This is a genomic window from Sphingomonas cavernae, from assembly GCF_003590775.1.
GTDB lineage: Bacteria > Pseudomonadota > Alphaproteobacteria > Sphingomonadales > Sphingomonadaceae > Sphingobium_A > Sphingobium_A cavernae.
The window spans coordinates 1332400-1356506 of the sequence record NZ_QYUM01000002.1 but is presented as its reverse complement, the minus strand read 5'-3'; the positions used below and the strand labels follow the sequence as shown (position 1 = coordinate 1356506).

The 24107-nt window shown below is 65.2% G+C and carries 26 protein-coding genes; 6 read left to right on the top strand and 20 right to left on the bottom strand.

Annotated features, from left to right (window positions below; genetic code table 11):
• Positions 1-280: 280 nt before the first annotated feature.
• Both D3876_RS06635 and D3876_RS06630 read right to left on the bottom strand, forming a co-directional pair.
• Positions 281-727, bottom strand: a complete 447-nt coding sequence (locus D3876_RS06635) for a hypothetical protein (RefSeq protein ID WP_119760497.1) — start codon at positions 725-727, stop codon at positions 281-283.
• 108 nt (positions 728-835) lie between these two features.
• On the bottom strand, positions 836-1876 hold the full coding sequence (locus D3876_RS06630; protein WP_119760495.1) for a cupin-like domain-containing protein: 1041 nt from the start codon (positions 1874-1876) through the stop codon (positions 836-838).
• Positions 1877-2138: 262 nt separating this feature from the next.
• On the opposite strand from D3876_RS06630, the gene D3876_RS06625 reads away from it, so the two are divergent.
• On the top strand, positions 2139-3374 hold the full coding sequence (locus D3876_RS06625; RefSeq protein WP_338014312.1) for a dicarboxylate/amino acid:cation symporter: 1236 nt from the start codon (positions 2139-2141) through the stop codon (positions 3372-3374).
• A 284-nt stretch (positions 3375-3658) separates the two neighbouring features.
• Positions 3659-4051, top strand: a complete 393-nt coding sequence (locus D3876_RS06620) for a UrcA family protein (RefSeq protein WP_119760491.1) — start codon at positions 3659-3661, stop codon at positions 4049-4051.
• Positions 4052-4495: 444 nt separating this feature from the next.
• Here the strand turns inward: D3876_RS06620 and D3876_RS06615 are convergent, their stop codons facing one another.
• Both D3876_RS06615 and D3876_RS06610 read right to left on the bottom strand, forming a co-directional pair.
• A complete protein-coding gene (locus D3876_RS06615) occupies positions 4496-5221 on the bottom strand; it encodes a LytR/AlgR family response regulator transcription factor (protein ID WP_119760489.1) in 726 nt (241 codons plus the stop codon).
• A 22-nt stretch (positions 5222-5243) separates the two neighbouring features.
• On the bottom strand, positions 5244-6365 hold the full coding sequence (locus tag D3876_RS06610) for a sensor histidine kinase (protein WP_119760487.1): 1122 nt from the start codon (positions 6363-6365) through the stop codon (positions 5244-5246).
• A 127-nt stretch (positions 6366-6492) separates the two neighbouring features.
• On the opposite strand from D3876_RS06610, the gene D3876_RS06605 reads away from it, so the two are divergent.
• Together D3876_RS06605 and D3876_RS06600 are read left to right on the top strand one after the other, a co-directional pair.
• Positions 6493-6717, top strand: coding sequence for a hypothetical protein (locus D3876_RS06605; RefSeq protein WP_147417600.1), 225 nt, complete (start codon positions 6493-6495; stop codon positions 6715-6717).
• Between the two features lie 205 nt (positions 6718-6922).
• Entirely contained in the window at positions 6923-7474 is a 552-nt protein-coding gene (locus D3876_RS06600; RefSeq protein WP_119760484.1) for a hypothetical protein, read from the top strand.
• Positions 7475-7583: 109 nt separating this feature from the next.
• Here D3876_RS06600 and D3876_RS06595 read toward each other — a convergent pair whose 3' ends face one another.
• The 13 genes from D3876_RS06595 to D3876_RS06540 form a co-directional block, all read right to left on the bottom strand.
• On the bottom strand, positions 7584-7769 hold the full coding sequence (locus D3876_RS06595) for a hypothetical protein (protein ID WP_147417599.1): 186 nt from the start codon (positions 7767-7769) through the stop codon (positions 7584-7586).
• 258 nt (positions 7770-8027) lie between these two features.
• The gene (locus tag D3876_RS06590; RefSeq protein WP_119761130.1) at positions 8028-8618 is read right to left on the bottom strand and encodes a DUF3800 domain-containing protein; all 591 of its coding nucleotides are present in this window, start codon (positions 8616-8618) and stop codon (positions 8028-8030) included.
• Positions 8618-10129: a phospholipase D-like domain-containing protein gene (locus D3876_RS06585; RefSeq protein WP_119760480.1), complete on the bottom strand. Its 1512-nt coding sequence runs from the start codon at positions 10127-10129 to the stop codon at positions 8618-8620. The genes D3876_RS06590 and D3876_RS06585 overlap by 1 nt, the downstream gene beginning before the upstream one ends.
• Before the next feature lie 55 nt (positions 10130-10184).
• Positions 10185-10571 carry a hypothetical protein gene (locus tag D3876_RS06580; RefSeq protein ID WP_119760479.1) on the bottom strand — a complete coding sequence of 129 codons (387 nt, stop codon included), beginning with the start codon at positions 10569-10571 and terminating at the stop codon, positions 10185-10187.
• 3 nt (positions 10572-10574) lie between these two features.
• Positions 10575-12527: an ATP-dependent zinc metalloprotease FtsH gene (gene ftsH / locus D3876_RS06575; protein ID WP_119760477.1), complete on the bottom strand. Its 1953-nt coding sequence runs from the start codon at positions 12525-12527 to the stop codon at positions 10575-10577.
• Between the two features lie 91 nt (positions 12528-12618).
• On the bottom strand, positions 12619-13554 hold the full coding sequence (gene tilS / locus D3876_RS06570) for a tRNA lysidine(34) synthetase TilS (protein ID WP_119760475.1): 936 nt from the start codon (positions 13552-13554) through the stop codon (positions 12619-12621).
• A gap of 127 nt (positions 13555-13681) precedes the next feature.
• The gene (locus D3876_RS06565) at positions 13682-14593 is read right to left on the bottom strand and encodes a tol-pal system YbgF family protein (RefSeq protein WP_119760473.1); all 912 of its coding nucleotides are present in this window, start codon (positions 14591-14593) and stop codon (positions 13682-13684) included.
• A gap of 83 nt (positions 14594-14676) precedes the next feature.
• Positions 14677-15582 (bottom strand): helix-turn-helix domain-containing protein, encoded by a 906-nt coding sequence (locus tag D3876_RS06560; protein ID WP_119760472.1) that lies wholly within the window; start codon positions 15580-15582, stop codon positions 14677-14679.
• Positions 15583-15686: 104 nt separating this feature from the next.
• Positions 15687-17972, bottom strand: coding sequence for a phosphoenolpyruvate--protein phosphotransferase (ptsP, locus tag D3876_RS06555; protein WP_238475271.1), 2286 nt, complete (start codon positions 17970-17972; stop codon positions 15687-15689).
• A gap of 48 nt (positions 17973-18020) precedes the next feature.
• Positions 18021-18335, bottom strand: a complete 315-nt coding sequence (locus D3876_RS20600) for a YdeI/OmpD-associated family protein (protein WP_238475270.1) — start codon at positions 18333-18335, stop codon at positions 18021-18023.
• Between the two features lie 72 nt (positions 18336-18407).
• Positions 18408-18629, bottom strand: a complete 222-nt coding sequence (locus D3876_RS20595) for a YdeI/OmpD-associated family protein (RefSeq protein ID WP_220475420.1) — start codon at positions 18627-18629, stop codon at positions 18408-18410.
• A gap of 89 nt (positions 18630-18718) precedes the next feature.
• On the bottom strand, positions 18719-19705 hold the full coding sequence (locus D3876_RS06545; protein WP_182911924.1) for an NAD(P)H-dependent flavin oxidoreductase: 987 nt from the start codon (positions 19703-19705) through the stop codon (positions 18719-18721).
• Positions 19706-19734: 29 nt separating this feature from the next.
• The gene (locus D3876_RS06540; protein ID WP_119760468.1) at positions 19735-20997 is read right to left on the bottom strand and encodes an aspartate kinase; all 1263 of its coding nucleotides are present in this window, start codon (positions 20995-20997) and stop codon (positions 19735-19737) included.
• Positions 20998-21064: 67 nt separating this feature from the next.
• Between D3876_RS06540 and ubiG the strand changes: the two genes are divergently transcribed.
• Entirely contained in the window at positions 21065-21793 is a 729-nt protein-coding gene (gene ubiG / locus D3876_RS06535) for a bifunctional 2-polyprenyl-6-hydroxyphenol methylase/3-demethylubiquinol 3-O-methyltransferase UbiG (protein ID WP_119760467.1), read from the top strand.
• 2 nt (positions 21794-21795) lie between these two features.
• On the top strand, positions 21796-22248 hold the full coding sequence (locus D3876_RS06530) for a GNAT family N-acetyltransferase (protein ID WP_119760465.1): 453 nt from the start codon (positions 21796-21798) through the stop codon (positions 22246-22248).
• Positions 22249-22300: 52 nt separating this feature from the next.
• Here the strand turns inward: D3876_RS06530 and D3876_RS06525 are convergent, their stop codons facing one another.
• The 3 genes from D3876_RS06525 to D3876_RS06515 form a co-directional block, all read right to left on the bottom strand.
• Positions 22301-22759, bottom strand: coding sequence for a RidA family protein (locus D3876_RS06525; protein WP_220475419.1), 459 nt, complete (start codon positions 22757-22759; stop codon positions 22301-22303).
• Between the two features lie 43 nt (positions 22760-22802).
• Positions 22803-23474 (bottom strand): glutathione S-transferase family protein, encoded by a 672-nt coding sequence (locus D3876_RS06520; RefSeq protein ID WP_119760461.1) that lies wholly within the window; start codon positions 23472-23474, stop codon positions 22803-22805.
• 176 nt (positions 23475-23650) lie between these two features.
• Complete coding sequence (locus D3876_RS06515; RefSeq protein ID WP_119760460.1) at positions 23651-24094, bottom strand: hypothetical protein; 444 nt, start codon at positions 24092-24094, stop codon at positions 23651-23653.
• Positions 24095-24107 lie beyond the last annotated feature (13 nt).

Sequence of the window (24107 nt, the reverse complement as noted above, 5' to 3'; positions counted from 1 at the left end):
GGTGCAACGCGTTACGCTCGTCGCCATTGGAAGCGGGAGGGCTTCCAGTGCAACCGCGCTTCGGGGCGCGACCTGTGTGGGGGCACAGGTCAGGGATGGGCGTTGCACCGCCGGGACGCAATCGACGCCGCAGGGGGTGGGCACAACACCACGCTTCGCGGCGCGACCATGGGGCGGGTGACGAACATCAACCGAGCGGTCGACGCGGACGCAACGGCGCTGGAGCGCGCCGGCGTCCGCGTCGACCCTTTTTTCGGCGAAACCCCGCCAGAGTCGCGCGTCAGGCCCAGTCGGCGCCGCCCACCACCGAATCGCGGATGGCGAGCCAGGCATCGAACAGCGCTTCGATGCGCATGCATCCCGCGGGAGTGAGGTGGACGATGCTGCGCCGGCGGTCGCGACGGTCGCCCGATAGCGTGACGAGGCCGTCGCGCTGCAGCGTCTGGAGCCAGCGATGCGCGGTCGCGGGCGGGACCAGCGACGCGACATAGGCATCGTTCTGATAGACTACACGCCCCTGGCGATGACACACATAGAGATCGAGCAGCATGTCGAACGCCGCCTCGCCGAAATATTCGCGGTTGAAAAGCTCGAGACGAAGCTGGCGCATATGGAGCAATCCGCGCGCGAGATGGAGACGCGCCTCCGCCTTTGGGGATGCCCCCGTCCCAGAAATCTCGGTCAATGCGTCGGTCATTACCGCGCGCGTCAGTTCTTCGCCGTCCATGGGGCCAATTTCGCCCAGAAAACCGCGCGCGACAATCCGCCAAAATGGTGAATCCGCCGGCGCGATTGGTCCATCGCAACGCCCTGAAAACACTGACCGCGGCGCGAGTCACAACGTGCCGTAGCTCGCGTAAAAGCTGTAGAAATCATTGTCTGCGGCAAAATTGGTGAAGGACATCCCGATTGTGACGTCGCGTGCCTCGACATGGTGCCACCAGCCGACGGGTATGAAAAGCGCCTCCCCCGGCGCTATGTCGCATTCGAGCACGGCTGGACGGCCGTCGACGGCGGGCCCGGGCGGCAACTCCTCGCCCGTCCATTCGCTGAAACAGTGACGATGGTTGCGCATCAATGGCGTGTCGTGGCTGGCGACGAGGCGGACACGCTTGGTGCCGCGGATCTGGAGCAGCAGGTTGTTGGTGAGGTCATGGTGCCATGGCGTGATCGTGCCGCGCGGACCAATCCACAGGAAGCCATCGCGGTCGGGCTGTTCCGCAAGATAGCCCGGTATGTCGCCGACATCGTCCCACAGCTCGGCGAGCGCGCGGCGGTTATGGTCGTTGTTGTTCGCGGTCATGTAGAAATCGTTGCTCGGTTCGGGCTGGCGCAGTCGTGCAATAAACTCCGAGAAACGTCGCGTCGCGGAGAGCGTGGTGGAGTTGATCTCGTAGTCTTTGTTTGATTCCCGCCCCCATTGCACATGGACCTGGCGATCCCCGAAACGCTGGTCGAAATCGTCGAGCGACCAGCGCTGCATCGCCGGCCAATGGTCGATAAGACCGGCGAGCAGAACCGGGCGATGCGCATGGTAATGATCGCCGTAGAATTGCGCGGCATCGGGCGCGTGTAGCCGGGGAACCCGATCGGCATCGACGCGCTGCGCGGCGAGCCGCGCATAGCTGGCCAGCACCCAGTCGCGCTTGGCAAGCTGCGCGCTGAGCCGCGCCGAACCCGCCATATAGGGACTCCTGACGGCACGCTCGACCTCTGCCACGGCAAGCCCGTGCGCGACACCGCGTCCTGCGAGACGCTGCGCCAGCCGGTCGGGCTCGACCCCGAACACCAGTGCCTCGGCGATCTCGCGCCGCAGGTCATCATTGACAACCGCCGCGGCATTGCCGCCGCCACGCATTTTCTTCCTGTTTGCCATCAATATCCCAAGTCTTGCGATGCTGCCTTCCTATGACGGCGATACGGCAGAATTGTTACGATTGGCGGCGCGGCGAAAGCTGGGGCGACGTAAGATGTTTCCATTCAGGTGAAGCGGACTTCAGCGTGCCGGGCTCCTCCGCCATGCATCCAGGCTCTGGGGCTGCACGAAAAAGCCGTTCCCACTTTTCGGGTAACTGCTTTAGGTCTGCGGAGACATTCGGAAGCGACGGGGGAGCCGCATGCCGCAGGCGTGGCGAATTTTGATTGGATTGCTGGCGGGGCTCGCGCTCGGTGCGGGCGCGGTATGGGCGGGATTTGACAATCTCGACCGCATCACCGCGATCGCGGGGCCGATCGGCGGGCTGTGGCTCGACGCGCTCAAGATGACGATCATTCCGCTGGTGGTGGCGCTGCTCATTACCGGCATCGCGCGGACCGCGGACAGCGCGCGCGGTGGCGGACTGGCGCTAAAATCGGTGGCGCTGTTCGTCGGCCTGCTCTGGCTCTCGACCGCGATCGCCGCTGTACTGATCCCGAGCCTGCTCGCGCTTTGGCCAATGCCGCAGGACGCCGCACAGGCGCTGCGCGCCGCGCTCGGCCAGCAGCATATCGAGGTCGGCGCGCCGCCGGGCTTCGCGGATTTCCTAGGCTCGATCGTGCCGACCAATCCGATCGCGGCGGCGGCGGCCGACGCGATGCTGCCGCTGATCCTGTTCACTACGCTGTTCGCGATTGCGATCACGCGGCTGCCCGCCGCGCAGCGCGAGCCGTTGACCGGCTTTTTCGCGGCAATTGCGGACGCGATGCTCGTCATGGTCGGCTGGGTATTGTGGCTTGCGCCGATCGGCGTGTTCGCGCTCGCGCTGGTGGTCGGGATTCAGGCGGGCACCTCGGCGATCGGCGCGTTGCTGCACTATATCGTCATCGTCTCATGCGCGGGGCTCGTCGCCTGGGCGCTCGCCTATCCGATGGCGGTGTTTGGCGGTCGGCTGCGGCTGGGCGCCTTCGTGCGCGCGGTCGCCCCCGCGCAGGCGGTCGCGCTCAGCACCCAGTCCTCGCTCGCCTCGCTTCCGCCGATGCTCAAGAGCTGCGAGACGCTGGGAGTGCCCGCCAGCGTGGCGAGCGTATCGCTGCCGATCGCGGTCGCCATTTTTCGCGTGACGAGCCCCGCGATGAACCTGGCCGTGGCGATCTATGTCGCGCACTGGTTCGGCATGTCGCTCGACCCTGCAACCATCGCGACGGGCGCGGTGGTGGCGGCGGTCACGACAATGGGATCGGTGAGCCTGCCCGGGCAGGTCAGCTTCCTGACCTCGGTCACCCCCATTGCCGTCGCGATGGGGGTGCCGCTCGAGCCGCTCGCGCTGCTCGTCGCGGTCGAGATGATCCCCGACCTCGTACGCACCGTCGGCAATGTCACGATGGACGTGGCCGCGACGAGCGCGATCGCGCGGCACGCCGATGTGGCGGACGAGTCGCCCGCGCCCGCGCCATAGAGTCGTAACAAACGCAACGATTCTGCCATTTCTGACGAAATATTCAGAAAAACGGGATGCGCTCGTCGATATGGATATGTCGTTCGTCGCACTGCGAGCCGTTCGCAGAGCCTTCCGCGCCGCCTGTCGAAGCGGGCGTGAAGCGCTGTCGGGACAATTGTAATCAATAGTTGCGCGGCGGATCGACGGCGTTCCCAGAGCCGACCCGATCCGCCCGCACCCCGCGCCGCCTACCCCCCTTGCGGCGGCGCCGACGACCCGAAGGTTTCAGGAAGGACCAGACAATGTATGTAAAGACATGTGCGGCCATCGCGGCCGCGCTGGCCGGCGCCACATTGCTTCATGCGACCGCCTTCGCCGGCGAGCCAGAACCGATGGTTGCCACCGCCCCGCCGAGCGACGCGCGTTCGATCGCGGTAAGCTATGCCGATCTCGATCTGACCGAGGACAAGAGCGTCGACAGGCTCAACACCCGCGTCCGCCACGCGGCGCGCACGATTTGCGAGGTTGGCGGGATCAAGCCCGTAAAAATGATGCAGCTTTCGGGCGAATGTTATGACGGTGCGATGGATCGCGCGACCCGCGACATCGAGATCGCGGTGGCCTCCGCGCGGAGCGGCGACCAGCTTGCCAGCAACGTGGGCGCGACCGGCCATATCGGAGTCAGCCGCCAATAATCTCTGGTCGGGGTTGTACCGCGCTTCGTCATCCCCGACCCGCTGCCCCCGCCCATAAGGGCAGATCGACGCCTCCGGCCTTCCCTTGGGCCGGGGGCGTCACTTTTTACGCTCCTGTTTGCATTCCGCTGAGCAAGGCGATGGACGGCATCGTCGCTGCATCAGGCCCGTATGTCGTGTTCGTCAACCTCGCGGCCGACTCCGAAAGCGCGCCGAAGCAGTAACGATCGGGCGTATCGAAACGGCGTCCGCTGTGAGGGGGAAGCTGCCATTTGAGATCCTCCCGAAGCTCGCTTGGGGAGGGTGACCGCCCGAAGGGCGGTGGAGGGGCAAGCGCCGAGCCATACCCCTCCACCATGCTTCGCATGGTCCCCCTCCTCGAGCAAAGCTCGGGGAGGATCTCTAGGTCCGCTATTTGGTCGAAAGCTGCAACGCGGGCAGAGCCTAGCGCCCAGCGATCGACTTTGCGGCGGCGAGATAGGTGCGGCCGATGCGGACCTCGCCCTCGTCGCCCATGTCGGCGAACCACACGCCGCAGCCGTCGTGGCGGAGCCGCGCGATGCGATCGCGCCGGACGATCGTCGAGCGATGGAGGCGGATGAACCTGTTCGGATCGAGCCGCGCTTCGAGCGAGGCGATCGTCTGATGCAGCAGGAAGCTGCGACCGCCGACATGCAGGCGCATATAGTCGCGCTCGGCGTCGATCCGGTCGATATCGTCGGCGGCGATGCGGACGAGTTCGGCGCGGTGCGGCACCCAGAATTCGGTGGCGAAATGCGTATCGTCTTCGGGCGTCGCTTCGCGCGCGACGCCGCGGCGCTCGGCGACGCGCTTGACCGCGCGCACCAGCCGGTCGGGTGCGACGGGCTTGAGCACATAATCGACCGCCTCGATGTCGAAAGCCTCGACCGCAAAACTGTCGAACGCGGTCACGAAGATGATTGCGGGGGCGCCGCTCTGGCGCGCGAGCGCGCGCGCAACGCCGATGCCGTCCAGCTCGGGCATCGCGATGTCGAGCAGCAACAGGTCGGGCTTGAGCGCCTCTGCAAGCCGCAGCGCCGCGGCGCCGTCGGAGGCGGTGCCGATGACCTCGATCATCGGTTCCCTGGCACAGATCAGTTGGAGCCGCTCGATCGCGAGCGGCTCGTCATCGACGATAAGGGTTCGCATCGGCGCTGCTTGTAGCGCTTCTTCAATATCCACGATAGACCTCGGGCATCGTCAGCCGGACAACGAAACCACCGTCTTCAGGCGCAAGCCATTCGATCCGCGCGGAATCCCCGAAGCGCGCGGCGAGCCGGTCGCGGACATTGGCGAGGCCGATGCCATTGCCCTGGATATCTTCGTTAGCATCTGCGCCATTGCCGTTGTCGGCGACGGTGAGGACGAGCTCGCCATTTTCCGAACGCGCGGTGATCGAAACGGTGACGGGGCGACTGGCGCGCGAAACGCCGTATTTGATCGCGTTCTCGACGAGCGGCTGGAGGATCATGCCCGGCAGGCAGGCGCTGAGCAGATTGTCGGGTATCTCGATCCGTGTCCTCAGACGCTGCGGGAAGCGGACGCCCTCGATATCGAGATAGAGCCGCTGGAGGCGAACCTCCTCCTCGAGCGTGACGTCGTCCAGCGGATCGCCCGACAGCGATGTGCGATAGAAGGTCGAGAGGTTCATGATCATCGTCTCGGCCTCGGCGCGGCTGTCCTTCATCACGAGCGAACTGAGCGAGTTCAACGTGTTGAACAGGAAGTGCGGATTGACCTGGTAGCGCAGCGAACGGAGCTCGGCCTGTTGCGCGGCGCGCGCAAACTTGGCGGCGCGGCGTTCGGCGACGCGCACCTCTCCCGCATAGGAGATGGCGAGATACAGCGCGGCCCAGGCCGAGAAGAAGAAGAAGCGCGAGAGGCCCTGTTCGGCGATTTCCTGCCACACCGTCCAGCCCTCGGCCTTCATCGCGAGATCGGCCTCGTCGAACATGCTCTGGGGATCGTAGACGTTGAAGACATAATAATTGAACGCTGCGACCGCGATCGCGCACGGGATTGCGCCGAGAAAGGCGGTGGAGATGCGAATCCACAGCGGCTGGTGACAGAACTGGCGAAGCAGCAAATAGAGCAGCCAGGTGAGCATGATGCCCGCCGCGGTCACTATCATCCGGCGTTCGGCCATTTCGGCCTGCGCCGGAAAGTCCATGACCATCGCGCGCAGGCTGACGATAAGTGCGTAGAACAGCCAGAAGCCGATTATCGAGTAGAAGGCGATGATCGGGCGAACGGTGAGGCGCGGCTGTTCCTGTGCATGCGTTTCGAATTCCATGCACCCTTGTAGCGCGCAAAGGCTGAAAAACGCCATTGTTCCTATGTCGTCCGTCGAAACGCTCTCGGATTTGGTCGAAAGGGGAACCGCAAATGCGGATCGCCCGTTGTTCCGGGGAGGAAACAAAGTGGACTGCGAGATCAACATGGGCAAGGCGAAGAACAAGCCGCGCGGCGACGCCGGGACCGACAAGGCGATCGCCGGGCGGCTGAAGCGACACCCCGAGGATGTCGATGCGCGTCTCGACGCCGCGCTCGATGAATCGATGGACGCATCGGACCCGCCCGCGCTCACGCGTGCGCGCGGGCCGCGTGACAGCTCGAAGGCGCCCGACGCCGATACAAAGCGATGATTCCGCAGCGCGGAATCCAGACTGTTGCAGAATGGTCACGACAGAATGTCAATTATTGTGCGGCGCACCCAATTCGTCGCAAGATTCTTGCCCAGGCGCCGTATCTCTGATTCCATGCTGAACGGGGACGATATGCGCCGTTAAAGCCACGTCAACCATATGAGGCGCATGATCGGATCCAGGGCAAAAGGTCTGGAGAAAGGACATGAGCATCAGGGCACGGCCGGCGGACGGGGCGCTGACATTGGCCGAATTGAAGGAGTTTGCGAGCTTTCCCGCAGCCACGCAGCGTTATATCCGGCGCTCGCTCGACGTCGGGCTTGAACGCCACGACGCGATCGAACTCTGGTCGCGCGACGTGGTGGAAGCCGCGAGCATCAACGCCCAGACACGCATCTACGAACGCCTTCCCGAAATCCGCGCGCTCGTGCCCGACGATAGCGGGCTCGACGCGATGGAACCGTTGATGGCGCCGCTGGTGACCGTCTCGGCCTTCGATCTCGGACAGGACCGGCTGGTGAGCTTCGGCGCCTATCGCTTCCTCTATGAACGGCTGATCGGGGCAAGCGTGCGTCCCTGGCTTCCCGGCGCGTTCTGCGCGGCCGCGGCGCTGCCGCACCTCCATCCCGACAAGCGGCGGCTGCTGCTGCAGTCGATCAGCGAGGCCGCAGCCACCGCGATCGGCTGGTCGAGCCGCGAGCCGTCCTTCTATCCCGAGTGGGTGGACAAGGTGGAAGCGGGCGCGCTGCCCAATTGAAGGAGCGGCGGCATCGTCGTGCGTTGCGGGTTTAATCCGCGCGCATATGGGTCGAAGATGGGTTGGACGCATTCGGGGGTGCGGCGCTTTGCCCGTCAAACGCCCGGCTCTAAGGCCGCGCTTCTCGCCAGAGCATGAGAGCCAGTCCGGCCGCGATTATCACGCCCACCACGCTTGCCCATTGCGGCAGTGCGCTTCCGCTCAGGACGACATCGAACGGTCGGATCAAACGGTAGAGATGCGCCAGTGCTATCAGTACGGAAACGACGATGGCGAGTCTGGTGAACGGTTTCATAGCCCAATCCTCGAACCGATCAGGAGCGTGGCGCGTAATCAGCGGCGATCTCGCCCTGGCTTCTGTCGCGGACATTCGAGAAACGCCGATCGATGCCCAAAACAGGTAAGCCCCGTCGCTTTCGCGGCGGGGCTCCCTAGACGGCTCTTTCCGTAAAGGTCGGAGCCAGTCATATCGCTCTTTCTTTCGATCGAGCTCAGTACCAACGGGCGGGGCGAGGGATGGTTCCCGCGCCGTCAAAAAAATTTCACGAAAATGTCAGCCAAGCGTCTTCAGCCGCACGACCCCGTTCGCCATGAAGGGCGCTAGGATGCGGCGGATGCGTTCGGCGCGCTCGGAGACGACCGCGAGGTTGAACACCGAATTGGCGATGACGTCGGCGATCTGGACGCCCGCCGAGCGCCGGCTGTCCTCGAGCCGCGCGCGGCCGCAGGTGCCGAGCAGCGCCGCGATGTCCTGCCGCACCAGCGCCAATGTCGCGGCATCGTAGCGGCCATCATCGATGATCACGTCGGCGCAGCCCGCGGTCTCGGGCAGCCATGCTTCCACCACTTCTTCGAGCAGCGCGGCATAGGCCTTGAGGTCGCGGTCCTTCTCGCCGGGCACACCGGGGACCTGCTTCGCGGGAAGCTGGGCGACGATCGCGCGACCCCCGAAGCGCTCGAGCAGCTCGAAAAACAGTCCGCGCTCGACGAGCGAGATGCGGCTGCCCTTCATCTCGCCGCGGGCCGCGGTCACTTGCTTGAAGCGCGCGAGCAGCCGGTCGGCGGCCTCCGCCTCTATTGCAACACCCGCGAACACCATCGCGCCCGCCGAGGTTCCACCACTTTCATCACAATAGATTGGCATCATCCCTCCCCGTTCGCCGTGGGTGCCCGCGCCGCTGCGCGCCTGCGTCGCCAACCGAGCCCTTTTTGCCAGCCTTTCCAGATGCCGCGTGTGGCGAGCGGCTCGAAAAACCCGTCGGCTGTTTCTGGATCGAGCAATTCGTTGTCGGCGATGAATTCCTCGAGCGGGCCCGGCTTCTCCATATCGAGCAGTTCCAGATGCCGGCCCCGACCATTGAGCGCGTCGATCACAGCGACCAGCGATCCGGTGCGCGCGAATTCTGCAGCAACCGATGTGGGATCGCTGTCCAGATGCTCGGCCATCAGGCGGTTGCGCAACGCCACGATCTGCGGTTCGACGTCGTGGTTGTGCGGCAGCGCGGCATCGATGATCAGGTCGCACTCGCTGTCGAGACCTTGCGAACGGTTGTTGAGGTTGGACGAGCCGACGCGGAGAAGGCGATCGTCGACGATCGCCACCTTGGCATGGACATAGATGTCGGTGCCACCGGGCGTGACGGGAACATAGATGCGAAATCGGTTGCGGCGATCGACCTTGCCTATGGCGCGTGCAAGCCGGATGCGCGCGGCATCCATCGCCTTCTGCTCCAGCCAGCCATCGGCGACGCGCGGCATGACCAGAACGAACTCGGGGGGATCCTCCTCCTCCATCCGCGCGGCGATCGCCGCCGCGATCTTGCCCGATGTGAGATACTGGTTCTCGATATAGGCAAAGCGCCGGGTCGCCGCGATCATGTCGAGCCAGAGCGCCTCGATTTCGCCCACCTGCTCGACCTCCTGATAGGCGGCGCGCGTGCGCGCGATCGCGATGTCGACGTCATCGAACATCGATTCAAGCGCGGCGGGCCATAACGAGGCGCGGCTGTCGGCAGCGCCCGGATCGACGCCCGTGGCCAGACGCCAGCGATCGCGGCCCAGTTCGGCGAGCGCCGAGGCGGTGCTCCCCTCGACGATCATCGTCGCATCGTGCCACGGCCGATAGGGCTTGCCCGTCGGCAGCGTCCGTCGCGGATCATCGTCCTGATGCCGGCTGGTGTCCCAGCGCGCGTTCGAGATGTCGATCCCGCCGCACACTGCAAGGTGATCGTCGACGACGACGATCTTCTGGTGGTGACTGCAGCCGGGCGGGTGCGCGCTGTCCAGGCGAAAGTCGATCGCCCGCGTGCGGTACCAGCGCCAGAGCATCACCACCGCCGCAGGGTGGGCGAGCTGTTTCAGCGCGCCGAAATTCCATTTGAGCACGTCGATCGTCCGTGCGGGCTGCTCGCGCGCCAGCCTGAGGAAGAAGCGGCCAAGCGTTTCGCCCTTGCCATTCTCATCTGGCTCGAGCGCGATCCGCGTGTCAAAATCCCAGCCGATGATGAGGATTCGGCGTCGTGCGCGCTCCATGACGCCCTTGATGAGCCGGTAATAGTCGGCGGCGTCGACGATAACCGCAGCGCGGCGAGCGCGCTCTATGCGCCAGCAGTTGCGGCCTGCGACAACGATGGGCGTGGGTACCGCGTTTTCCATAGGCTCCCCGCTTCGATCCGGCTCCGTCAGATGACGGGGCAGGTTAGACGACGGTTCAGAAGGGGCAAGGATAGCGCTTCTTCATCATCGCGTAATAGACCGACTTGACGTCCGTCGTAGCGCGAAGCTCGACGGGCACCTGGTTGAGATCGGCCATCAGATTCGACGACGTAAGACCCGAACGGTCCGGAGGGCAGCTATGCGCGGGTTGCCCCGCCGCCTTCTGCCGGGCGAGGTCCGCGCGATAGGCGCGCGTGATTGCCGCGACCTCCGCCTTGATCGCCGCGAATTCGGGCGACGCAGCGGCAGCATCACCCAGCTTTCTGACCGCTTGGGCGCGCGCAAGGAAATCAGCGACGCTGGCGCCAGTGGCAGGGGCGGTAACGGTGGGTGGCGCCGCCTGCACGAGCAGGAGCAGCGCCAGCAATCCCCCCAGGATCACGCGTCAGGCGCCCTGGGGCGCCGGGCCGCCGAAACCGCCGCTGGGACGCCGGGTCTTGGGGATGGACGAACCGCCAGTGCCCAGTGATGCCGGCTTGTGGGCGTTGCCGTCGTCGCGGCCGATATCCTCGCCCGCAATCGCGCGCTTGGATTCCTCGCCCGACAGCGTCTCATATTCGAGCAGCGCCTCGGCCAGCTTGTGGAGCTGGTTAAGATTGTCGGTGAGCACCTGACGCGCGACGGACTCGCCTTCCTCGACAAGGCGGCGAACCTCCTCGTCGATCATGCGCGCGGTCTGCTCGGACATATGCTGGCTGCGCGATACCGAGTGGCCGAGGAACACCTCGTCCTGGTTGTCGCGGTAGCGCAGCCAGCCGAGCTTTTCGCTCATGCCGTATTCCATGACCATCGCGCGCGCCATGTCGGTCGCCTGCTGGATGTCGTTGGACGCGCCGGTGTTGAGCGAATCCTCGCCATAGATGAGCTGTTCGGCGATGCGGCCGCCAAAGCAGAGCGCAAGCTTCGCCTTCATCTGCTTCATCGACATCGAATAACGGTCGCGATCGGGGAGGTTCCACGTCACGCCCAGCGCACGGCCGCGCGGGATGATCGTGACCTTGTGCAGCGGATCGCAGCCGGGGACGTGGAGCGAGACGAGCGCGTGGCCGGCCTCGTGATAGGCGGTCGCCTTTTTCTCGTCCTCGGTCATGACCATCGATTTGCGCTCGGCGCCCATCATGACCTTGTCCTTGGCCTCCTCGAACTCGGACATGGCGACGAGGCGCTTGCCCTTGCGCGCCGCGAGCAGCGCGGCCTCGTTGACGAGGTTGGCGAGATCGGCGCCCGAGAAGCCCGGCGTGCCGCGCGCGATCGTGCGCGCGCTGACGTCGGGCGCCAGCGGCACCTTTTTCATGTGCACTTCGAGAATCTTCACGCGGCCGTCGATATCGGGGCGCGGCACGACGACCTGACGGTCGAAGCGGCCCGGACGCAACAGCGCGGGATCGAGCACATCGGGACGGTTGGTCGCCGCGATGATGATGATGCCTTCATTGGCCTCGAAACCGTCCATCTCGACGAGGAGCTGGTTCAGCGTCTGCTCGCGCTCGTCATTGCCGTTGCCGAGGCCAGCGCCACGGTGACGGCCGACGGCGTCGATCTCGTCGATAAAGACGATGCAGGGCGCGTTCTTCTTGGCCTGTTCGAACATGTCGCGGACACGGCTCGCGCCGACGCCGACGAACATCTCGACAAAGTCCGAACCCGAGATGGTGAAGAACGGAACATTGGCCTCGCCCGCAATCGCTCGGGCGAGCAGCGTCTTGCCGGTGCCCGGCGAACCCACAAGCAGCGCGCCCTTGGGGATCTTGCCGCCGAGACGCGCGAATTTGGTCGGATCCTTGAGGAAGTCGACGATTTCCTGCAGTTCCTCGCGCGCTTCGTCGATGCCCGCGACATCGTCGAACGTGACGCGGCCTTCCTTCTGGGTGAGCATGCGCGCGCGCGACTTGCCAAAGCCCATCGCGCCCGAACCCGCATTTTTCTGCATCTGTCGCATGATGAAGAAGGCGATGCCGATGATCAGGATGAAGGGCAGCGACTGATACAGGATGACGAGCCAGATCGAGGGCTGCTCCTCGGGCTTGGCCGCGAAGTTGACGCCCTTTTCCTTCAGCCGCTCGATCAGCATGGGATCGTTGGGGGCGTAGGTGCGAAACGCCTTGTCGTTCGAAAGCGTGCCCGAGACGACATCGCCTGCGATCTCGACCTTCTTGACGGTGCCTTCGTCGATGCGCTGGAGGAATTCGGAATAGGAAATGCCGTCCGCTGCGGCGGCGCGCGTGCGGCCGTCAAACATCGCAACGAAAAGCGCCAGCCCGACGAGAATGCCTACCCATATGAGCAGGCTCTTCATCCAGGGGTTGGTTTCGGGCTGCTTGTTGTCGTCGTCGTTCATCTAGGTGTCCGGAGAGATTCGTCCCGATCCTAAGATAGGGCAGGAATGCTTAAAGACAATGCAACCCTGCGCATTTCGGCGGATGGCGCCTTCAAATCGCCGTGCGGCGAGGCGGAGCGGTTGAAATTTGCCACAATTTGCCGCCGCGCACGAGCAGTCCGCCCAGGCTGATCTGGCCGCCTCGCGCGATTTCGGCCAATGCGCGGTCAAGTTCGGGCCCGGAGGGCTCGAGGCCGGGCTCACGGCGCTTGAGCGCGATCCGGAGCAGGCGCCGCACCAGCTCGGCGGGAAGCCCGGCGGGATCGAGCGCGATACCGGTTTCGGTCTCGACGATGCGTTCGGCGGCGATTTCATCGGCCATCCAGCCCAGCGCGGCCTCGGCGTCGGCGAGATGCGCTGCGCTTCGCGCCAGCGCCTGCGGGTCGATCCACGGCGCATCCGCCAGATGGCGGCGAAAACGCGCGCGATCAAAGCGCATATCCTCATTCGATGGATCGCGCAGCGCGGCCAGCTCCTCGGCCTCTACGATCGCCTGAAGCTCGGCGCGGCGCCAGCCGAGCAATGGGCGGAGAATGTGACGATTGACCGCGCGAATACCCGCCAGCCCGCCAACTCCCGCGCCGCGATTCAGGCGCATCAGCAGCGTTTCGGCCTGATCGTCAGCATGATGCGCGGTCATCACCCAGGCCACGCCCTGCTCCAGCCGCCAGGCATCGAGCAGCGCATAGCGCGCGCGCCGCGCCTCGGCCTGAAGCGAACCCGTGATCGGCGTTTCGGGGGTCAGCGTGCTGTGGGGAACCCCGCGCGCCGCGCAAAGATCGGCGACCCAGCGCGCCTCGGCGGCGGATTCGGGACGCAGACCGTGATCGACGGTCGCGGCGCGCACGCGGCCGGGCCACGCGGCCTCGGCGAGCAACAGCAAGGCGAGGCTGTCGGGCCCACCCGATACCGCGACCCCGACAATGTCGTCGTCGAGCGCGGGAAGCCCCTTGAGGAAGCGGGCGAGCGTTTCAGGAGGCACGGTCATCGTCCTCCCATACCGTCATGCTGAACTTGTTTCAGCATCCATGAACACCTGAGTGTCCGCTTCTGCAAGAACCGTGTTCATGGACCCTGAAACAAGTTCAGGGTGACGTGCCCGGACATGGTCCGCCTCACGCCTTGCACTTCGCCTCGGCTCTGCCCTTGGCGACCTGCGCCTTGAGTCCCGCCGAAGCGGTGGCGCCGTAAACCTGATCGAACTCCTCATAGACCTTGCAGGCATCCGCGGTCTTCTTGAGGCGCGTCAGCGAGACGCCCAGATAATAGAGGCTTTCGGGGGCGCGCTCGCCCTTGGGCAGCTTCTGGTAATTGTCGTAGAAGGCGACCGACGCGAGCGCTGGCTTGCCCTCGTCGAGATAAGCGCGGCCGAGCAGATTGTTCGCGTAGCTGACGCGCTTATGCTTCGGATATTTCTCGACAAAAGCCTTCAATTGTGCCTGCGCCTGCGGATAGAATTTGGCTTCCCACAGCCGGTAGCCATAGAGATAGGCGTCCTCGCCCGCATCGCCTGTCGCGGGCTTCTGAATCGCGTCGAGCGCGGCGGCGCGCTCGGTGCTGAGCGCGGGCGTCGCCGCGGTCGGCCGGGCGACGGGCGGCTTGACCGAACCCGACGCCGCGGCGGGCGGCGTTGCGGGCGCCGCACCACCCTCCAGCGCGGTGAGGCGGCCATCGACCTCGGCCTTGTATTTGGTCATCGCCTCTTCGAGCTGCCGCACCCTGAAGGCGTTCTGTTCGGATTGTTCGGTAAGCGTGCGCAGCTCGGTTTCGAGCGCGCTCACGCGCGAGGTAAGATCGGCAAGCGGGGTCGACGCGGGGGCGCCGGCAGGATCGACGACCTGCGCGGGCGCTGCGATTTCGGGCTCAAAATAGCCAGGCGCGCCGCCCGGGAAGACCTTGCGCTGGACCGCCTTCATTTCCTTTTCGAGCTTGTCGACGCGCGGGGTGAGATTGGCCCCGCTCTGCGCCGCAAGCGGCTGCGCGGCGATGCCGCCAAGAAGGATCGCCAGAAACAGCGTTCTACGCATGGTATTCGTCCCGCTCACAAGATGGTTCAGACGCCTTATAGGGACAGCGGCCCCCCCGCCTCAAGGGCGGAGCGCTTGTTGCCTCACGGCCGGGCGGCGCCCGGGGGCGTCTGGGCGTTGGAGGCCGATGGCGTGCCCATAGGCGCCGTCCCTGGCGCCGCGGGGGTCGTGGGCGCTGCTGCTGCAGCGCGCGCGGCAAGCGCGGCGGCGCTCACGCCGACATCAGCGATCGTTTTTTCGGGCGGCCCGAGCGGCGCGACCTCGCGCCCGCCCACGGTGACCCGCAGCGCGTCGGGACGGCCGGTCAGGATTTGCGGATTGGTCGCGTCTTCGGGCACCTGATAGGTTTCGCCCGTCACCATCGTCTTTTCGAAGAGCCGCTTGCCGCCTGCCTCATAGATGCGCAACCAGACATCCTGGGTGGCGGTGAGGACGACCGCGCCAGTGGCAACAGGCGCGGCTGTCGGCGCGGCGGGCGCTGCGCCATTGGTTGCGACGAGCGCCTCGTTGCCCTCGGCTTCGAGCGTCTCGGTGCCCGCGGCGACCGAGGCGGGATCGCGTCCGCCAAGCCCGTCGAGCAGACCTCCGCGGAAGATCACAAAACCGCCGATGACGAGCAGCGCGAGCAGCGCGGCTGTCCAAGCAAGCGCGCGCGTCGGCACGCGTGCGGGATCGGCGGCCTCGAAATACTGCGGCTCGTGCGTGATGCCGCGATAATCCTCGAGCTCGACGCGAACGTCGCGCCCGAACGCGACCTCATCAAGCCCCAGCGCGCGCGCATAGGCCTTGGTGAAACCGCTGCAATAGGTGATCGCGGGAAGGTCGTTATAGCGCCCCTCCTCGATCGCCTCGAGATGGCGCTGCGGGATCCGGGTGCGCGTTGCGATGTCGGCGAGATCGAGACCGGCGGCCTTGCGCGCCTCGGCAAGCCGCTCCCCAACTTTCTTGGAGGACGCGTACGCCCCCTCGGCTTCGGTTTGATCCGTCATCCCATCCGTGACTTGTCAGATTTTCGACCCAGCGCCCATGTCACATTTGCACGCGCGCAATGTCAATGCGTCGCGCCCACAATTGCCAAGCTTTTTTCGGGTGTTCAGGCAAGCTCGACGCCGTGTTGCTCCGCCCATCCCGAAAGCGCGGCGCGCATGCTCGGCGGCGGCGTGTCGAGCCAGGCCGAAAGCGCAGTCTGCAGGGCGCCCCGATCGAGCGAGCGCAGCATCGCCTTGACCGGGCCGATCGCCGCGGGCGTGATCGATAACCGCTCGATCCCGAGCCCGATCAGCGCCATCGCCTCGAGCGTCCGTCCGCCCATCTCGCCACACACCGCGATGGGTACGCCCGCGGCCTTGGTGGGCGCCACGACGCGGCGGAGGAAGCGGAGGATCGCTGGCGAAAGCCAGTCATAGCGTTCCGCGAGCTTGGGATGTGCGCGGTCCGCTGCAAACAGGAACTGGGTCAGATCGTTGGTGCCGATTGAGAGGAAATCGATCCGGGGCAGCAGGATGTCGAGACTCTCGGCGAGCGCGGGCACCTCGAGCATCGCACCGTAACGGATCGCGCTCGGCAGCATCCGCCCGCGCGAGGCGACCCAGTCGCGTTGCTTCTCGAACAGCGCCTTGGCCTCGTCGAACTCCCAGGGTTCGGACACCATCGGGAACATGATGTGGAGCGTACGCCCCGCCCCCGCCTCGATAAGCGCGCGCGCCTGCGCCTTCATCAGCCCGTTGCGATCGAGCGCGACGCGCAGCGCACGCCAGCCCATAGCCGGGTTTTCCTCATGCTCGCCGTCATGACGCATATAGGGGAGCGCCTTGTCGCCGCCGATATCGACGGTACGGAAGATGACGGGGCGGTCGCCCGCGGCCTCGAGCACGTCGCGGTAGAGCCGCTGCTGGCGCTCGCGCTGCGGCAGCGTCGCCGAAACGAGGAACTGGAACTCGGTGCGGAACAGCCCGATGCCCTCGGCGCCCGTGATGTCCAGCGCAGCGACGTCGTCGCGCAGGCCGGCATTGACCATCAGCGCGATGTGCGCGCCGTCCTTCGTCACCGAGGGTTCGGTCTTGAGCGCGGCAAAGGCGGCACGGCGCTTCTGGCTGACGTCGAGCTTGCCCTCGAAGGCATCTTCCATCGAGGGTGATGGGCGGACGAAGACCGCGCTCTGGCTCGCGTCGAGCAGGACAAGATCGCCCTCGCCGATCGTGCGGCGGACGTTGGTGACGCGGCCGAGCACGGGCACGCCCATCGCACGCGCGACGATGATGACGTGCGCGGTCAATGACCCTTCCTCGAGGATCACGCCCTTCAGGCGACGGCGGTCATATTCAAGCAGCTCGGCAGGGCCGAGGTTGCGCGCGATCAGGATCGTGTCCTGCCTGAGCCCGAGCTGCGCGGCCGAGCCGAGCTGGCCGGAGACGATGCGGAGCAGCCGATTGGAGAGATCCTCCAGATCGTGCATCCGGTCGGCGAGGAGCGGGTCGTCGATCTGGCGCATGCGCATGCGGGTGCGCTGCTGGACACGCTCGATCGCCGCTTCGGCGGTCAGCCCGCTGTCGATCGCCTCGTTGATCCGGCGCGACCAGCCCTCGTCATAGGCGAACATCTTGTACATCTCGAGCACTTCCTGGTGCTCGCCGCCACCGAACTCGGCCTGGCTCGCCATGCGGTCGATCTGTTCGCGCATCTTGTCGAAGGCCGAATAGACGCGGTGCCGTTCCGCCTCGATGTCCTCGGCGACGGTGTGTTCGATCGTGATGCGCGGCTGGTGATATACCGCGAAACCACGCGCCATGCCGTCGACGAGCTTGAGGCCCGTGAGCCGCACCGGATCGGTATTGTGCACGCGGCCCGCGGCGGCCGCCTTTTCGTCGATCAGCCCGGCATTGGCGATCAGTTCGGAGAGCACCATCGCGACGGTCTGGAGCGCCTCGATCACCAGATCGTCATATTTGCGTGGCTCGGCATGCTGGATCGAAAGGACGCCAACCGCCTCTTCGCGCCGAACGATCGGCACGCCCGCAAAGCTGTGGAACAGCTCCTCGCCCGTCTCGGGCTTGTAGGCGAAATCGGGGTGCGCCGCGGCTTCGTCGAGATTGAGCATCTCGACATTTTCCGCGATCGTGCCGACCAGACCCTCACCGAACGCCAGCTTGGTGACGTGAACCGCCTCCTGCTTCAGCCCGCGTGTCGCGAACAGCTCGAGCACGCCGTCGCGCAGCAGATAGATCGAACAGACCTCACTATCGAGCGCCTCGCCGACGATGTTGGTGACCTGGTTGAGCTTGGCCTGCGCTCCGGTGCGCGCCGCCATCACATCGTGGAGGCGGGTGAGAATTTCGCGCGCGGAGGCGACAGCGGATGTGGTCGGTGCGGATGAGGCCATTGTAAAAAAGGGCTATCAGAAAGTCGCCGCGCTTTCCAATGTCCTTGCTCAGGCTTTTCCCGCTTTTTCGCGCAGTGGATAGATGGCTTCGCCGCGCACGAGCATCGCGACGAATTTTTCGATCCGCGCAGCACGCGTTTCCGCCTTCTTCGCGTCGTGGACACGGTGAAGCACGGCATAGCGGTTGGTGGCGTCGAGTCGCTCGAAAAACGCCGCGGCGGCGGGTGAAGCGGCGAACGCGGCGGCCAGATCATCGGCTATGGTTGCGCTGCTTTGCGGTGCATAGGCGGCCGCCCAGCGACCATCAGCCCTGGCACGTTCGATCTCGGCGAGACCGCCCGGGGCGATGCGCCCATCTGCCAAAAGCGCCTCAGCGCGCTTGCGGTTTCTTTCCGACCATTTGCTGCGCGGTTTTCGCGGGGTGAAGCGGATCAGTCAGTGATCAGCGTCATATTTGTCGAGCTGCCCGTCGATCCAGCCATGACAGAGCGCGGCGTCGATCGCTTCCTGCTTCGAGACGCTGGCGATCCCCGTATGCGCCTTGGCGAACTTGATCCAGAGGCCGGACGCGTCCGCGGGTTGCGCGGCAAGCCACGCCTCCCACGCCGCGAGATTCTCGAAAGCGATGATCGGAAGCCCGGCCCTTTCGGTTTCCATCCAGCCCCTCCCAATGCGTCATGCCAGCGAAAGCTGGCATCTCCTGACCAGTTCGCGCCATATTCCTTGGCAGACCGACGCAGAAAACGTCAGTGCGCGCGCGTCTCCAGCGCCTCGGCGGCTTCGGCCATCAGCGCCGCGATGATATCGGCGACGGGCTCCTCGGCCTTGACCATGCCGACCGACTGGCCCGCCATTACCGAGCCCGTTTCGACATCGCCGTCGATCACCGCGCGGCGCAGCGCGCCCGCCCAGTAATGCTCGATCTCGAGCTGCGCCGCGCCCATGTCGACCTTGCCGTCGTCGAGCTTCTGGGCAACCTCGCGCTGCTTGGCGGCGAATGCCTCCATCTCGGCATTGCGGAGCGCGCGCACGGGGATCACGGGCAGGCGCGGATCGATCTGGACGCTGGCGATCGCATCGCGCGCCGAAGCGCGGATAAAGGCTTTTTTGAAATTGGGATGCGCGATGCATTCGGTCGCGCAGACGAAGCGCGTGCCGAGTTGGACGCCCGCGGCGCCCATTTCCAGATAGCCCGCAATAAGCTGACCCTTGCCGATGCCGCCTGCGACGAAGACGGGAAGCTGATCGGCGATCTCGGGGAGCATTTCCTGTGCAAGCACCGAGGTCGACACGGGGCCGATATGGCCGCCCGCCTCCATCCCCTCGATCACCAGTGCGTCGACGCCCGAACGGATCAGCTTTTTCGCCAGCGCGAGCGCGGGCGCGAAGCAGATGACCTTTGCCCCGCTGGCCTTGATCGCATCGAGCCCGCCCGCCGGCGGCAGCCCGCCCGCGAGCACCACATGGCTGACCTTGTGCCGGGCGCAGACCTCGATCAGGTCGAAAAGCTGCGGATGCATGGTGATGAGATTGACGCCGAACGGCTTGTCGGTCCGCTTCTTCGTCTCGGCAATCTCGGTGTCGAGCAGCTCCGGGCTCATCGCGCCGCACGCGATCACGCCGAAGCCGCCGGCATTGGAAATCGCCGAAACGAGATGACGCTCCGAAATCCAGCTCATCGCGCCGCCGAGGATCGCGATGTCGCAACCGAGAAACTCGGCGCCGCGCGCCATGCGGCGCGCGAGGCGTTCCTGACCGATGCTCACGCTTCCAGGGGCTCCGGGCCGTCGAGGCCGTAAGCCGTGTGCAGCACGCGCACCGCGAGCTCGGCATAATCCTCCTCGATCAGGACCGAGACCTTGATCTCCGACGTCGCGATCGCCTGGATGTTGATGCCGCGATCGGCCAGCGCCTTGAACATCGTCGAGGCGACGCCCGCATGGCTGCGCATGCCGACGCCGACGATCGAGACCTTGCAGATCTTGGTGTCGTGCTTCAGCTCGGCATAGCCGATCGTGTTCTTCGCCTTTTCGAGCGCGTCGATCGCGCGCGCCAGCTCGGCGCCGGGGACCGTAAAGGTAACATCGGTCGAGCCCGTCTCATGCGCGATATTCTGCACGATCACGTCGACATTGATGTTGGCATCGGCGAGCGGGCCGAAGATCGAGGCGACCGCACCGGGCCGGTCGGGCACATCGGTGAGCGTGATCTTGGCCTCGTTCTTGTCGAGCGCGATGCCGGTGATGCGTTGGCGTTCCATCTCGTTTTCCTCAATTTCGTCATCGCCGACGATCATCGTCCCCGGCAGTTCGTCATCGGTCGGATCCTCGAAGGAGGAGAGCACCTGAACGCGCACCTTCTCCTTCATCGCGAGCCCGACAGAACGCGTCTGGAGCACCTTGGCGCCGACGCTCGCAAGCTCGAGCATTTCCTCGTAGGTGACCTTTTTCAGCTTGCGCGCGCGCGGCACGATGCGCGGATCGGTGGTGTAGACGCCGTCGACATCGGTGTAGATATCGCAGCGATCGGCCTTGACCGCCGCGGCCACCGCAACCGCCGATGTGTCCGATCCGCCGCGGCCGAGCGTGGTCACGCGGCCGTCGCCGGCCATGCCCTGAAAACCCGGAATGACCGCGACCTGTCCGCCCGCCATTGCGGCGATCAGCGCCTCGGTATCGATCGTCTCGATGCGGGCAGAAGCATGCGCATCATTGGTGCGGATGGGCAACTGCCAGCCGAGCCAGCTCCGTGCGCGGACTCCAAGCGCCTCGAGCGTGATCGCGAGTAGCCCGCTTGTCACCTGCTCGCCCGCTGCGACCACGACGTCATATTCGCGCGTGTCGTAAAGCGAGCTCGCCTCGCGGCAGAAATTGACGAGCCGGTCGGTCTCGCCCGCCATCGCCGAGACGACGACGGCGACCTCGTTGCCCGCGTCAACCTCGTGTTTCACGCGCTGCGCGACGTTGCGAATCCTTTCGATGCCCGCCATCGAGGTTCCGCCGAATTTCATTACAATACGGGCCATTGAGACTTCCCGGAAATTCCCTGAAAAGCCCTTTGGTCAAAGGGCGCGGCCCTGATAGGGTCGAGATATGGCAAACGCAACTACGATCGACCCGAAAGAGGCCGCTCATTTCGGGCAGATGGCGGCCGAATGGTGGGATCCCAAGGGCTCCTCGGCGATGCTCCACCGGATGAACCCGGTGCGCCTTCACTATATCCGCGACATGGCCGACTGGCACTGGCAGCTCGACGAGCATGACCGGCGGCCTCTTGCTGGCAAGACCGCGCTCGACATGGGATGCGGCGCGGGGCTGTTGTGCGAGCCGCTGGCGCGACTGGGCGCGGCAGTGACGGGGATCGACGCGGCCGCCGAAAATGTCGCGGTGGCGCGGCATCATGCCGACCGGTCGGGGCTTGCCGTGGCTTATGAACAGGGCGGGATAGAAACGCTCGGCGTGCGCCGCTTCGACCTCATCACCTCGCTTGAGGTGATCGAGCATGTGACCGATCCCAGGGCGTTTGTAGAGGGGCTCGCCGGCGCGCTGGCGCCAGGCGGACTGATGATCCTGTCCACCCCGAACCGAACGAGCCTGTCGCACCTCGCGATGATCACGATTGCCGAGGGGACGGGGCGGATTCCCAGGGGCACGCACGACTGGGGCAAGTTCCTGACCCCCGAAGAGCTGACCGGGCTGGTCGAGGCGGCGGGGCTCAAGGTGATCGACGTGACAGGCATGAGCTTTTCGCCGACGCACGGTTTCAAGCTGAGCGAGAACAAGGCGCTCGATTATTTCGTGACGGCTGTGCACGCCGGGTGACGATGATACGGGGCTATCGCGCGGAGGATCGCGCAATGTGCCTCACGCTGTTCGACGGCAATGTCCCGGAATATTTCCATGTCAGCGAACGCGCAGATTTCGAGGCATTTCTCGACGATCTGCCCGAACGCTATCTGGTCGTGGAAGATCGCGGCACGATCGTCGGATGCGGCGGATTCGCGATCATACCGGAGAAACGGCTGGCCGAATTCTGCTGGGGCATGGTGGCGCGCGACAGGCATCGCGCCGGATTCGGCCGTATGCTCGCCGAAGAACGCATAGCGCGCATAGCGGCGACGGGCGCAGCGGACACGATCAGCCTTGAGACGACGCAACACAGCGCAGGTTTCTTCGAACGGCTCGGCTTCCGCACGCAGTCGATCCGGCCCGCGGGATTCGCGCCGGGGATGGACCTGTATCTCATGACGCGAGCGGTGGTCGTCGTTGATAAGTAAGAAAAAAGATCCGCTCGATCAGACCTTGATCGTTAGAATTGCCTGTTCTGCGTCAATCGGGAAATTTCGCCGAGCATTCGAGCTCGACCGCGGCGCCCAACGCAAGACCGTTGGCGCCGAACGCGCTGCGCGCGGGCAGTCGGCCGGGCTTGAAATAATTGATGTAAACCGCATTGAACTCGGCCCAGCGCGTGATGTCGGCGAGCATGACGGTGCACTTGAAGACATCGTCGAAGCCGAGGCCGCGCTTGCGGAGCTTGGCGCCGATATTCTCCATTACCTGCCTGGCCTCGCCCGGCAGCCCGCCGGAGGCGAGCGCGCCGCTCTCGGTGGTACCGATCTCGCCTGAGAGGTAGAGAATGTCGTCGACGCGGACGGCTTCCGAGAAGGGACGCGCAGAAGGCGGCGCACCCGTCGGGTAATATTCGACCGGACCTGCCCATGCGCCGGCGCTCAGGCCGAGTGCGCCGACCAGCGCCGCCATCCTGAAACCCGATACAAGCCTCGCCATCACTATGCTCCCCGCTGTTCGGCTGCAACCTAGCCGAGCGGCCTCAGAAGTCGACCTTGTCGTAATGCTCGGGGGGCTTGATGACCTCCATCCGCTCGGAGAGCAGCGGGCGGAAGCTGGGGCGCGATTTCAGGCCCGCATACCAGCGCTTGACCAGTTCATGCCCCTTGAAGTCGATCCCGCCCAGATAATCGGCGACCGAGATATGCGCCGCCGCCGCCAGATCGGCGAGGCTGAGCGTCGCGCCCGCGAGCCATGTGCGGTGGTCGAGCAGATAGTCGAGATAGTCAAAATGGCTGTGCGCGTTCTTCATCGCCTCGCGCAGGATGCGCGCGTCGGGCGCGGCGCGGTCGACGAGGCGCTTTTTCATGCGCTCGTGCATCAGCGGGGCGACGACGTCGCCGTAAAACTGGTGATCGAACCATGACACCAGCCGGCGCACCTCGGCGCGGTTGGCGGCGGTGCCGCCGATGAGTTGCGCCTTGTCCGTCGTTTCCTCGAAATATTCGCAGATCGCCGAGGAATCGATCAGGATCAGGTCGCGGTCGGCCTGCGTCATCACCGGAGTTTGCCCCGTGGGGTTCATGTCGATGAATTCGTCGCGGCGCTGCCACGGGGATTCGCGCACGAGTTCATAGCCGACCCCCTTCTCACCGAGAAGAAGACGGACCTTGCGCGAAAAGGGACAGAGCGGGAACTGGAAGAGATGCCACATGGAGGCGCGACTTTAGCGTGGCGGGCGAGTCCGTCCACCCTTTGATGCGGCGCAGCAGGAATTTAGCAGTCACTGTCGCCCCAGCGCAGGCTGGGGCCCAAGCGGTGCTGGTTACATCGACGAGATCGGAAATATCGTCTGGGCCCCAGCCTGCGCTGGGGCGACGGCAAGAGACGTCAGTCGTCCCAGTCGTCTTCGTAATCAGGGATCGACACGGTGCTGCCGATATCGGCCATGCGGCCAGCCATTTCCGCCATCATCCTGCGAAACTCGGGCATCATCACCGCCATCTGCGTAGCCATCGCGCCCATCGTTCCAGTCATTGCGCGCGTGCGACCTACCATCCGCTCCTCGAAATACGGGTCGTCGCGTTCCGCCCGGTCGCGCAGCGTCTCGTCGCGCGGCGTGGGCGAACTCGGGTCGATCGCGCGCTCGATTTCTCCGATGCGCATATCGAGCACCGCGCCCATTACGCCCAACATCGCGCCCGCGACGCGATCCTGCATCACCGGATCGTTCATCTTCTCGGCGATTTCCGCTTCGGGCGCACGATCATGGTCGCGCGCCTGGACGGGCGCGGTGAAGGCCAGCGCAACAAGGCCGAGCACGAAATAACGCATCGCAATCCTCCAG

What these genes read in the sequence shown, in the direction of transcription:
- D3876_RS06635 (WP_119760497.1), bottom strand. Translation starts at nt 727, where the DNA reads ATGGACGGCGAAGAACTGACGCGCGCGGTAATGACCGACGCATTGACC.
- D3876_RS06630 (WP_119760495.1), bottom strand. Translation starts at nt 1,876, where the DNA reads ATGGCAAACAGGAAGAAAATGCGTGGCGGCGGCAATGCCGCGGCGGTT.
- D3876_RS06620 (WP_119760491.1), top strand. Translation starts at nt 3,659, where the DNA reads ATGTATGTAAAGACATGTGCGGCCATCGCGGCCGCGCTGGCCGGCGCC.
- D3876_RS06615 (WP_119760489.1), bottom strand. Translation starts at nt 5,221, where the DNA reads ATGCGAACCCTTATCGTCGATGACGAGCCGCTCGCGATCGAGCGGCTC.
- D3876_RS06610 (WP_119760487.1), bottom strand. Translation starts at nt 6,365, where the DNA reads ATGGAATTCGAAACGCATGCACAGGAACAGCCGCGCCTCACCGTTCGC.
- D3876_RS06600 (WP_119760484.1), top strand. Translation starts at nt 6,923, where the DNA reads ATGAGCATCAGGGCACGGCCGGCGGACGGGGCGCTGACATTGGCCGAA.
- D3876_RS06595 (WP_147417599.1), bottom strand. Translation starts at nt 7,769, where the DNA reads ATGAAACCGTTCACCAGACTCGCCATCGTCGTTTCCGTACTGATAGCA.
- D3876_RS06590 (WP_119761130.1), bottom strand. Translation starts at nt 8,618, where the DNA reads ATGCCAATCTATTGTGATGAAAGTGGTGGAACCTCGGCGGGCGCGATG.
- D3876_RS06585 (WP_119760480.1), bottom strand. Translation starts at nt 10,129, where the DNA reads ATGGAAAACGCGGTACCCACGCCCATCGTTGTCGCAGGCCGCAACTGC.
- ftsH (WP_119760477.1), bottom strand. Translation starts at nt 12,527, where the DNA reads ATGAACGACGACGACAACAAGCAGCCCGAAACCAACCCCTGGATGAAG.
- tilS (WP_119760475.1), bottom strand. Translation starts at nt 13,554, where the DNA reads ATGACCGTGCCTCCTGAAACGCTCGCCCGCTTCCTCAAGGGGCTTCCC.
- D3876_RS06565 (WP_119760473.1), bottom strand. Translation starts at nt 14,593, where the DNA reads ATGCGTAGAACGCTGTTTCTGGCGATCCTTCTTGGCGGCATCGCCGCG.
- D3876_RS06560 (WP_119760472.1), bottom strand. Translation starts at nt 15,582, where the DNA reads ATGACGGATCAAACCGAAGCCGAGGGGGCGTACGCGTCCTCCAAGAAA.
- ptsP (WP_238475271.1), bottom strand. Translation starts at nt 17,972, where the DNA reads ATGGCCTCATCCGCACCGACCACATCCGCTGTCGCCTCCGCGCGCGAA.
- D3876_RS20595 (WP_220475420.1), bottom strand. Translation starts at nt 18,629, where the DNA reads ATGGAAACCGAAAGGGCCGGGCTTCCGATCATCGCTTTCGAGAATCTC.
- D3876_RS06545 (WP_182911924.1), bottom strand. Translation starts at nt 19,705, where the DNA reads ATGGCGCGCGGCGCCGAGTTTCTCGGTTGCGACATCGCGATCCTCGGC.
- D3876_RS06540 (WP_119760468.1), bottom strand. Translation starts at nt 20,997, where the DNA reads ATGGCCCGTATTGTAATGAAATTCGGCGGAACCTCGATGGCGGGCATC.
- ubiG (WP_119760467.1), top strand. Translation starts at nt 21,065, where the DNA reads ATGGCAAACGCAACTACGATCGACCCGAAAGAGGCCGCTCATTTCGGG.
- D3876_RS06530 (WP_119760465.1), top strand. Translation starts at nt 21,796, where the DNA reads ATGATACGGGGCTATCGCGCGGAGGATCGCGCAATGTGCCTCACGCTG.
- D3876_RS06525 (WP_220475419.1), bottom strand. Translation starts at nt 22,759, where the DNA reads ATGGCGAGGCTTGTATCGGGTTTCAGGATGGCGGCGCTGGTCGGCGCA.
- D3876_RS06520 (WP_119760461.1), bottom strand. Translation starts at nt 23,474, where the DNA reads ATGTGGCATCTCTTCCAGTTCCCGCTCTGTCCCTTTTCGCGCAAGGTC.
- D3876_RS06515 (WP_119760460.1), bottom strand. Translation starts at nt 24,094, where the DNA reads ATGCGTTATTTCGTGCTCGGCCTTGTTGCGCTGGCCTTCACCGCGCCC.